The 8110-nt window shown below is 53.8% G+C and carries 6 protein-coding genes and 1 pseudogene; 1 reads left to right on the top strand and 6 read right to left on the bottom strand.

The window, feature by feature from the left end:
- The 6 genes and pseudogenes from ABX962_RS23925 to ABX962_RS23900 form a co-directional block, all read right to left on the bottom strand.
- A pseudogene (locus ABX962_RS23925) lies at positions 1–398 on the bottom strand (right-handed parallel beta-helix repeat-containing protein); the annotation flags it as partial.
- Between the two features lie 21 nt (positions 399–419).
- Entirely contained in the window at positions 420–614 is a 195-nt protein-coding gene (locus tag ABX962_RS23920) for a hypothetical protein (RefSeq protein ID WP_372722994.1), read from the bottom strand.
- 276 nt (positions 615–890) lie between these two features.
- Positions 891–2372, bottom strand: a complete 1482-nt coding sequence (locus ABX962_RS23915; protein ID WP_372722992.1) for an MFS transporter — start codon at positions 2370–2372, stop codon at positions 891–893.
- A gap of 103 nt (positions 2373–2475) precedes the next feature.
- Positions 2476–3531, bottom strand: a complete 1056-nt coding sequence (locus ABX962_RS23910; RefSeq protein ID WP_372722990.1) for an aldo/keto reductase — start codon at positions 3529–3531, stop codon at positions 2476–2478.
- A 20-nt stretch (positions 3532–3551) separates the two neighbouring features.
- The gene (locus ABX962_RS23905) at positions 3552–5105 is read right to left on the bottom strand and encodes an alpha-L-fucosidase (protein WP_372722996.1); all 1554 of its coding nucleotides are present in this window, start codon (positions 5103–5105) and stop codon (positions 3552–3554) included.
- A gap of 288 nt (positions 5106–5393) precedes the next feature.
- Entirely contained in the window at positions 5394–6644 is a 1251-nt protein-coding gene (locus tag ABX962_RS23900) for a tagaturonate epimerase family protein (RefSeq protein ID WP_372722988.1), read from the bottom strand.
- 150 nt (positions 6645–6794) lie between these two features.
- Here ABX962_RS23900 and ABX962_RS23895 point away from each other — a divergent pair, with 150 nt between their 5' ends.
- On the top strand, positions 6795–7688 hold the full coding sequence (locus ABX962_RS23895; RefSeq protein WP_372722986.1) for an AraC family transcriptional regulator: 894 nt from the start codon (positions 6795–6797) through the stop codon (positions 7686–7688).
- Positions 7689–8110: the final 422 nt, after the last annotated feature.

Raw genomic sequence — 8110 nt, 5'->3', positions numbered from 1 at the left:
GCGATCGTCAGGGTGTGGTCAAACCCGGTGGCGGTATTGTCGACGATTTCCACGTTATCGCAATAATGCAGATCGATCGACGGATACTCGGAATTGGCGGAGTAATTGCTACTGAATTCCAATGTGTTGCCAGCAATCGTCAACCCGCTGACCGATCGCGTCTGTGCCACCAAGCCATTGAAGCTGCGGATGGTGTTATTGAGGAAGCGGATATTGCGGTGGAAATGTCCTTCGCCCATTCGTTGTTCGTCCGTCAATAGCGGAGAAGCAAGTAGCGGGTAGACCGGACCTCCGTCGAAGCCAATGTTGTCGAAAACATTGTTCGAAATCGTGACATCTTGAACGCCACCGGATTCGTACCATTTCTTGTTGTCGCCTTCGATCAAGATGCCGTGCATCGGCGAGGAAAAATAAAGTGATCAATACCGATCCGACCGGGGCAGCGCCCGTCCGTTGGCGTTGAAGCGAATCCGGTTCTTGCCAACGGCGGTCACCTTGACCGGTTTGGAGTAGTTAACGCCATGATCAGCGACGTTGATTTCTTCGGCCTGGGTCTGCGACATCAACGCGAGCGGAATCAACACTGCGAGCAAACAATACCATCTGAATATCATCGTGTTCGTCTCTGTGATGGGAGGGGCTCAAGTTATTCGATGTGCGTCACTTCGATGCTTCTTCGTTCGCGGAATCTTTGACGAGTTTGTAAGAACGTACCCAGCGTAGTGGGTCGTGTTTTTGCAAACGCCGACGTGCAACACTCAGGACGTTTGGAACCATCAATGGCGGGATGGTAGCGGACGAGGCTTCGAGTCCTGCAGCTTCATTCAGCCGAAAAGGACTCGTTGCCTCATCCACTACGGAAGACGCCGTCCGTGATGCTTCGGACGGTCCTATGCTGCGGTTTGGAAGTTGGATTCTTTTTCGAATCGCGTGAAGGTGCGAACGCCAAAGATGGCAATGGCGACGAAACAGATCAACGGTAGGTAAAACGAGTTGCGAACGCCAATCGTATCGATAAACCAACCTTGCATCAGCGGCAGCAGTGCCCCCCCGACGATTGCCATGATCAAACCGGCCGAGCCTAATTTGGCCTCCTCGGCCGGCAAGCCCTTCAGTGCAATTCCGTAGATCGTGGGGAACATGAGCGACATGCAAGCCGAAATTAGAACCAGGCAGATCAGTCCCGTTTGGCCCGGTAGCATGATGGCGCCAAAGGTCAAAATCGCAGCGGCGACCGCCAAGGCCGCTAGCAACTTTCCGGGGCTAACAAATTTCAACATGAATGTGCAGACGAAGCGGCTGATCAAAAAGATCATCATCGCGGCAATGTTCCAGGTCTGTGCCTGAGCGAGCGACAATCCGACTTGCTCCATTCCATAGTGAATGATGAATGTCCAGCAGGTGATTTGGGCACCGACATAAAACGCTTGCGCGATCACCCCTTCGCGGTAATGAGCTTTGCCAAGTAATCGTACCGTTAGCTCACCTACCGGGGCATCGGGTTCACTTGCTGCGAAGGTGGGCATTTTGGTCAGTGCGAAGAGGATCAGAAAACCGATCACGACACAGGCGATCACGACATAGGGAGTTCGTACGACCCCAAGGTCATGTTGTTGGATCGCTTGAAATGTCTCGGGCGATGTGACTTGCATGTTGGCAAGGGCCTTGCTGACGGCAGCGTCCAACGTTCCATATTCTTGATCGAAATCAGGCAGTCCCGCTGCGTAGTCCGCCTCGACATACTGCACCACCTCGGGCAATTTGGCTTCCATTTTGTCGCGGAACTCGCCGACTTGCAGATTCGGTGCGATAATCGTCGAGGCGACGATCATTCCGGTCAACGATCCCATCGGGTTGAACGCTTGGGCTAGATTCAATCGCTGGGTCGCGGTCTCCGGAGGCCCCATCGCAAGGATGTAGGGGTTGCAACTTGTTTCCAAAAACGCCAATCCGAACGTCAGAATGTAAAATCCAGCAATGAAAATCCAAAAGTTCGTGTTCAGACTGGCCGGAATGCTCAACAGCGCGCCGAAGGCATACAACGCAAACCCGACCATGATCGCACCTTTGTACGAAAAACGGCGAATAAAGTAGGCGGCGGGCAGAGCCATCGTGAAGTAGCCGCCGTAAAAGGCGAACTGAACCAGCGAGCTCTGGGTGTTGCTGATCTGGAAGACTTCTTTGAATACTTTTACCAATGGATTGGTGATGTCGTTGGCAAATCCCCACAACGCGAAACAGCAGGTCGTCAGAATGAACGCCATCAGGTATTGGCGGGGGACGACTTTCGGCGGCGAGGTGTCATGCGGTTGACCTTCGCCAGAGACTTCGGCTGCCGGTTCGTAGGGCTGGACTTCAATGCCGTCGGACATAAATTCGTTCCAAAAAAAGCGATGAGTTGTTCGGGGGGAAGAAAAGCGGCGGAGAGAAGCGACACCCGTCGGGATCACTATTCCGCCTGCCTTTAAAATAACGTCAATTTCCTACGAAGGGATAGCCTTTGCTGATCAGATTTGCATCTTTCATCGCCAACCAAAACTCTTGCGTGGGCTTGGTTGCGACGAGAGCGACATTTTGCTCGATCCGTGCGGGCCGACTGCTGTTTAATGCCGTCGCCAAAACCCCGGGTGGCGACATGCCAAAGGCAACGCATGCTGTGGCGGGGCTGACATCGTAACGCCCGCAAATTTCACGGAAACGTTCACGCCACGCGATCAACGCTTGGTCTTCGGTGGTGTCACCGATCACCTTTCGGTAATCGAAAAAGTCGCCTCCGGTCAGAAAGCCTGCGTGAAAGACCGCCGAATTGATGACACCGATCTGGCGTTCATGCAGCGATTGGACGAAATCCAATAATTCCTGCGGATGCGTGTAGATCGTCAAGCTGGTCGCCAGCATGACCCAGTCAAGATCACACTGCTCGGCAAGTTTTTGCGAAATACGCCAATCCTTGGAGCCCACACCGATAGCGGCCACCTCGCCTCGATCGCGTAGTTCTCGCAGTGCTTGATAGGCAGCCACGACATCGTCCCAGCGGCGTGTGCGGTCTTGGGCATCGATCGCCGCCAGCAGATATTCATCGGGGTCATGCACCGATACCATCTGCGGGCGATAGCGGCCGAGTAATTCACAGCCTTGTTCCCAACAACGCAAAATCCCGTCGTAACTGATGTCTTGGATCGCATCGTGCTCGAGTCCTACCCACGCTCCAGGTTCAAACGTTGGCTCGGGCGTTTTCAGTGGAACCCGCCGCCATCCCAGCTTGTTGCTGATGACGATGTCCGACGGTTCCACGTTCAGTTCCGCAAGCGATTTTGCCATCGATTCGAGCGCCAATCCGGCGCCGTACTTGCCTGCCGAGTCGGCGGCGACGATCCCAGGGGACTGTTTGAACCATTGGGAAACGATTTCGCGTTTCACGTCGTCATCAAGGGCTTGGTACAAATTTCCTAGTGCGCTTGTGCCAAACACGATCGCAGGAATTTGTAAGCCGCTAGCCCCGAGCGGCGACAAGGTGGCGTTAACTTGCATCGAGTGCCCTCTCTTGCTGACTATTGAGTGACTTTCAGAACGTAGGCAAACTCCGACGGTTTTTCGGCCGGCAGCGTGGCCGTCAATCCTTTTTCGTCACGAGTCCACTCGAGTTTTTGGTCCGAACCGAGCATCGTGACCGATGCGATTTCTTCGGGGTAATGTTGACCACCGCGAGCAAGCGTCCTGACCGTGATTTGGTTGTCCTTGGGCCATGCCAATCCGGTAACGTACAAGACGTTCTCACGCGTGGTGAATCGCAGGTCCTGTGCGGTAAACGGTTTGTCTTTGGATTCCGAAACATGTCCGGTGGAAACCGCTGTGGGGCCTTCGCCGAACGTTTTCCAGTACGTGGTGCCGTAGATCGCTTCGCCGTTGATCTTCAACCAACTGCCGATCGCTTTCAGGATCGCTTGATCTTCATCAGGAATTGTGCCATCGGCGCGAGGTCCCACGTTCAGCAACAAGCAACCATTCTTGCTGACAATGTCGACAAGGTCGTCGACTAAACGGTCGGGCGTTTTGTAGCGTTGATTCTCGGTATAGCCCCACGAACTGGCGCTGACCGCAGTATCGGTTTGCCAAAACGGCTTGCGGATTTCAGCCATTTTGGAACGCTCTTTGTCCAGTACCGCCGCGGACTCGGGAAACGCATTGAACTTGTAGTTAATGATTCCGATGTCGTCGCTTGATTTAGAGGAAGCGTTGTAGTAGTACGCCGCAAACTTTTTCAGATGTTCGGCATACGAATTTGCTTCGTAGGTCGTATCGTGGTTCGGAGTGATTCCAAAGTCGAACCAAAACACATCGGGTTGGTAGTTGTCGATCAGTTCACACGAACGGGCCAACCAATCGTCTTTGAATTGTTGGTCTTGCGGCGGAAAGAAATTCTTGTAGTCCCAAGCGTTTTCTTGGAACAAGAACGGCATCGGCCGGCCATACAGGCGTGCGTATTGAGGGTCGGCGTTATCAAAATCTTTGTCACGAACATAATACATCCAATTGAACGCGCGATGGCTGCTGACGCCAAACTTCATCCCTTCACTGCGAACGGCTTTAGATAGCTCCGCGATCACGTCCCGTTTCGGACCCATTTCGGTTGCGTCCCACTCGGTAAACGAGCAGTCGTACATGGGGAAACCGTCGTGATGTTCCGCCACGGGAATGACGTAACGTGCCCCCGTGTCTTTGAACAGTTTGGCCCATTGAGCGGCATCAAACTTTTCGGCTTTGAAATCGGGAATAAAGTCTTTGTAGCCAAACGTCTTCTGAGGCCCGTAGGTCTCGATGTGATGCTTGAAAAAGTTGTCTCCACGTCGCTCTTGCTTGATGTACATTTGCCGCGGGTACCACTCGCTACCGAACGCAGGCACGCTGTAGGCACCCCAGTGGATGAAGATGCCGAACTTGGCGTCTTTGTACCACTGCGGAATTTCGTAGCCTTCCAACGAGGACCAATCGGCTTTGAACGGTCCCTTGTCAATCACCGAATTGATCTTAGCGATCGAAGGTTCGACTTGAGGGTGCGGAAGTGTTGCGGGGTGCGGCGATTCGGCAAACGACACGCTCGTCATCAACACCGCGATCGCGGCGACATACTTACATTTGGAAATCATGTTGGCTCTCGGTAAAAGCGTCAGAGATGATTGTGAATGGGGAGATGCCAATCATTGGCGGGGACCGCATCAGGAACGGTCCTGCAAAAATGTCTGATGGATAAGTGAGCCGCTCGCGCGTAAGCGGCCGGGTATCACGCCGCTAGCTGGGGCCTTACGGCCAACGGCTCACGATTGCAATTGGCGTTTCGTAAAATCAACAGGCCACTGCTGCTAACGCAGGCAATACCCTATTACGCTCACGTCTTATCCGACGAACAGCGGACGCAAGTGACGTTCGTAAATATTCTTGGTCACTTCGTTGCCGACAATCTCTTCGTTCTTCTTCAGTAGATCGGTGTAACGATCGCCATGCTTCGCTGCGACTTTAAACGAGACGTGAAGTAGTTGACGCATATGGGCGTTGAAGTGCTCGTTGTCTTGAATGTGGCGGATCGCACTGGCCAAACGAGGGCCCGACCAACCGTTGACGGTTTCCGCGTCGGGCAGTTTGCTGTTATCGATGTCGATCACACTGGCGTAGGGAGCGCAGAACTCTTCAACATGCTCGAGTGCATACGCATAAATCTCTTTTGCCAACGCCAGCCCATCGCCACCGGCTTCGGCCAATCCGATGATCTCTTCGAGCCATGTGGTGCCCGCGGTCTTGATGTGTAAGCCAGCACCGGTGCGCTGCAAGCACTCGCGGATGATCGGATACAGACTGAACTTGTCGCTACCGCTATGAACGCTTAGCTTCAATGTTTCCGGCAAACCGTAGGTTTTTACCGCGTGAGCGATTACGGCAACGTCGTCGTTGAATTCACGCTCGAACTGCTTCAGATCGCCGACATAGTCGACGCCTTTGTTGAAACGTCCGGTGAATTTTGGTGCGATTGTTTGTACAGGGACTTTCTCGTCGGCAATCGCAGCCAAGATGACCAACAACTCAGGTGGCGTTTGCGGCGAATCCGTTTCGTCCATCGAGATCTCGGCGATCACGTTGTCGGCGCCTTTCGCCTCGGCGATGTGACGATAAATTTCACCCGCTTCTTTGACGGCCAACAAATACTGCTCGGCGACCCGTTGGACGTCTTCTTTGCTGACTTCCAGCGGCGAAGACAAGCCATCGAGGGTCAAGGTGCCGACGAGCTCGGGGTGACGATCGACAAATGCGGTGATTTCCTCTTTGGACGCCGCTTTGCCAATTGAATCAGCAACGTCAATGGTAAAGAAATCGCTGCAAGGAATGAACGGATCGACCGTTGCGAGTTGAATATGGTCGGCATCGACGTGCCAAGGCTTTTTCCAGCCCCGCGTTTCAATCGCATTTTTTGCAGCGTCGTAAACGCTTTGCGGCTTCGATCCGACAAAGGTGTGCTCGCGATTCGACTTGTTCCATACCGGCGCGACGTCCACGCCATCCTTGGCAAGTTGCTCGAAAGCACGTAATTGAGCAGCCGCTTGATGCGCAAAACGATCGCCAACGCCGAAGGTGAATTTTTCAATAACGAGCATCTATCTCTCTTTAATGGTGGGATTAAACAGTGTTATTTTGCCAAGCGTTCGCGGGCAGCCCATAGCCGAGGTTGACTTTTGCATGTCAATTCTTAACCTGGGTAGTGAAATAAGTTAAGCGATTCACCCCCCGCAAACAACGAGACGCAGGTGGCGACGGACAAGCGATCGACGAAAGAGCCCGATTTTGTCTCGGTCCAAGTTTCCAAGGCTCGGCGTTATTACTTGAACTTGAATCCCTCGGATTCCGCGGCGATGGCGGTGGTGTGTGGGGGCGTCGAGCGAACGCGGACCGAATATGTCGTCCAGCGTGATCGTTTTCCCTATTTTGGCATCGAAATGGTGACTGAAGGACGAGGCGAATTAACGCTTCGCGACCGCAGTTTTGCCTTGTCACCAGGCATCATGTTCGCCTACGGCCCCCAGACGCCACACCGGATTGCGAACATGCCGCCATCACAAATGCGAAAGTTTTATGTCGATTTCGTCGGCCATGAAGCAGAGGCTGCTCTAATCGCAGCTGGCCTTTTCGATGGCAAACCGCTCCGCGTGACCCGGATGCACGAATTGGTCGAACTGATTGAGATGTTGGATCACGAAGCTCGCGGCGATAGCGATGTGGCCGGCGAGGTATGTGAACATCTGCTGCGTTTGCTATTGGTCAAAGTCCGTCAATGTTGTCTGGCCGAAAGCCCGGCGATGCCGCGAGCCTATGCCACTTACGAACGCGTTCGCGAATACATCGAAACGCATTACCTCGAACTGCATACTGTTGAACAAGTCGCGGCGCAATGTGACATCACGCCAATCCACTTGTCGCGGTTGTTCCGCCGTTTCGGTGGCGTCGGAGCGTATCGTTTTCTACTTCGCAAGAAAATGAATCGGGCTGCTGAGATGTTGCTCGAGGATCGTTTGCTGATCAAAGAAGTCGCCGAGCGGCTCGGCTTCTCGGATGCATTCCAATTCTCGCGAGCTTTTAAACGCGTCTACGGTATCCCCCCAAAGCAACTCGTCCGGTCCCGCTTGACTTCGTTCGAAAGCTAAGCACCGATACCATCGATTTTGTTAGCGGTGCGGCGCAAGCGGGCCGTCGATTTAACCGAAACGCAAATTGGAATAGTGAGCCGTGGGCCGTAAGGCACCGGGTAATGCGTGAGACCCGGCCGCTCACGCGCGAGCGGCTCACCAAATCACCAATCCGCTTGTGCCGCACCGCTAAAACCATCCCCCTTTTCGCGAGACTGCTGCATTAGTATGGCGCATGTCGGGCCCGTTCGACCTCTCCCGAGCTAAAGCTCGGGAGAGGTAACTTGCGGTGCCAAGAGGCCGAATGGGGACTACTCCAGCAGTCGACTGAACATGCACAATTGAGCGGTCGTTCGTGCGGCCACCGACGGATTCCAGCGAACTTGGTTCATCCGCTTGCAAAGCTCGTCGCTTAACCGTTCAATCGGCTGGTGCAGTCG

Source organism: Novipirellula sp., from assembly GCF_041583735.1.
GTDB lineage: Bacteria > Planctomycetota > Planctomycetia > Pirellulales > Pirellulaceae > Novipirellula.
The sequence above is the reverse complement of the archived record's forward strand: the minus strand, read 5'-3'. Positions and strand labels throughout refer to the sequence as shown.

Excerpts from the sequence above, each read along its gene's own strand:
- ABX962_RS23920 (WP_372722994.1), bottom strand. The coding sequence starts at position 614 with ATGATATTCAGATGGTATTGTTTGCTCGCAGTGTTGATTCCGCTCGCG.
- ABX962_RS23915 (WP_372722992.1), bottom strand. The coding sequence starts at position 2,372 with ATGTCCGACGGCATTGAAGTCCAGCCCTACGAACCGGCAGCCGAAGTC.
- ABX962_RS23910 (WP_372722990.1), bottom strand. The coding sequence starts at position 3,531 with ATGCAAGTTAACGCCACCTTGTCGCCGCTCGGGGCTAGCGGCTTACAA.
- ABX962_RS23905 (WP_372722996.1), bottom strand. The coding sequence starts at position 5,105 with ATGACGAGCGTGTCGTTTGCCGAATCGCCGCACCCCGCAACACTTCCG.
- ABX962_RS23900 (WP_372722988.1), bottom strand. The coding sequence starts at position 6,644 with ATGCTCGTTATTGAAAAATTCACCTTCGGCGTTGGCGATCGTTTTGCG.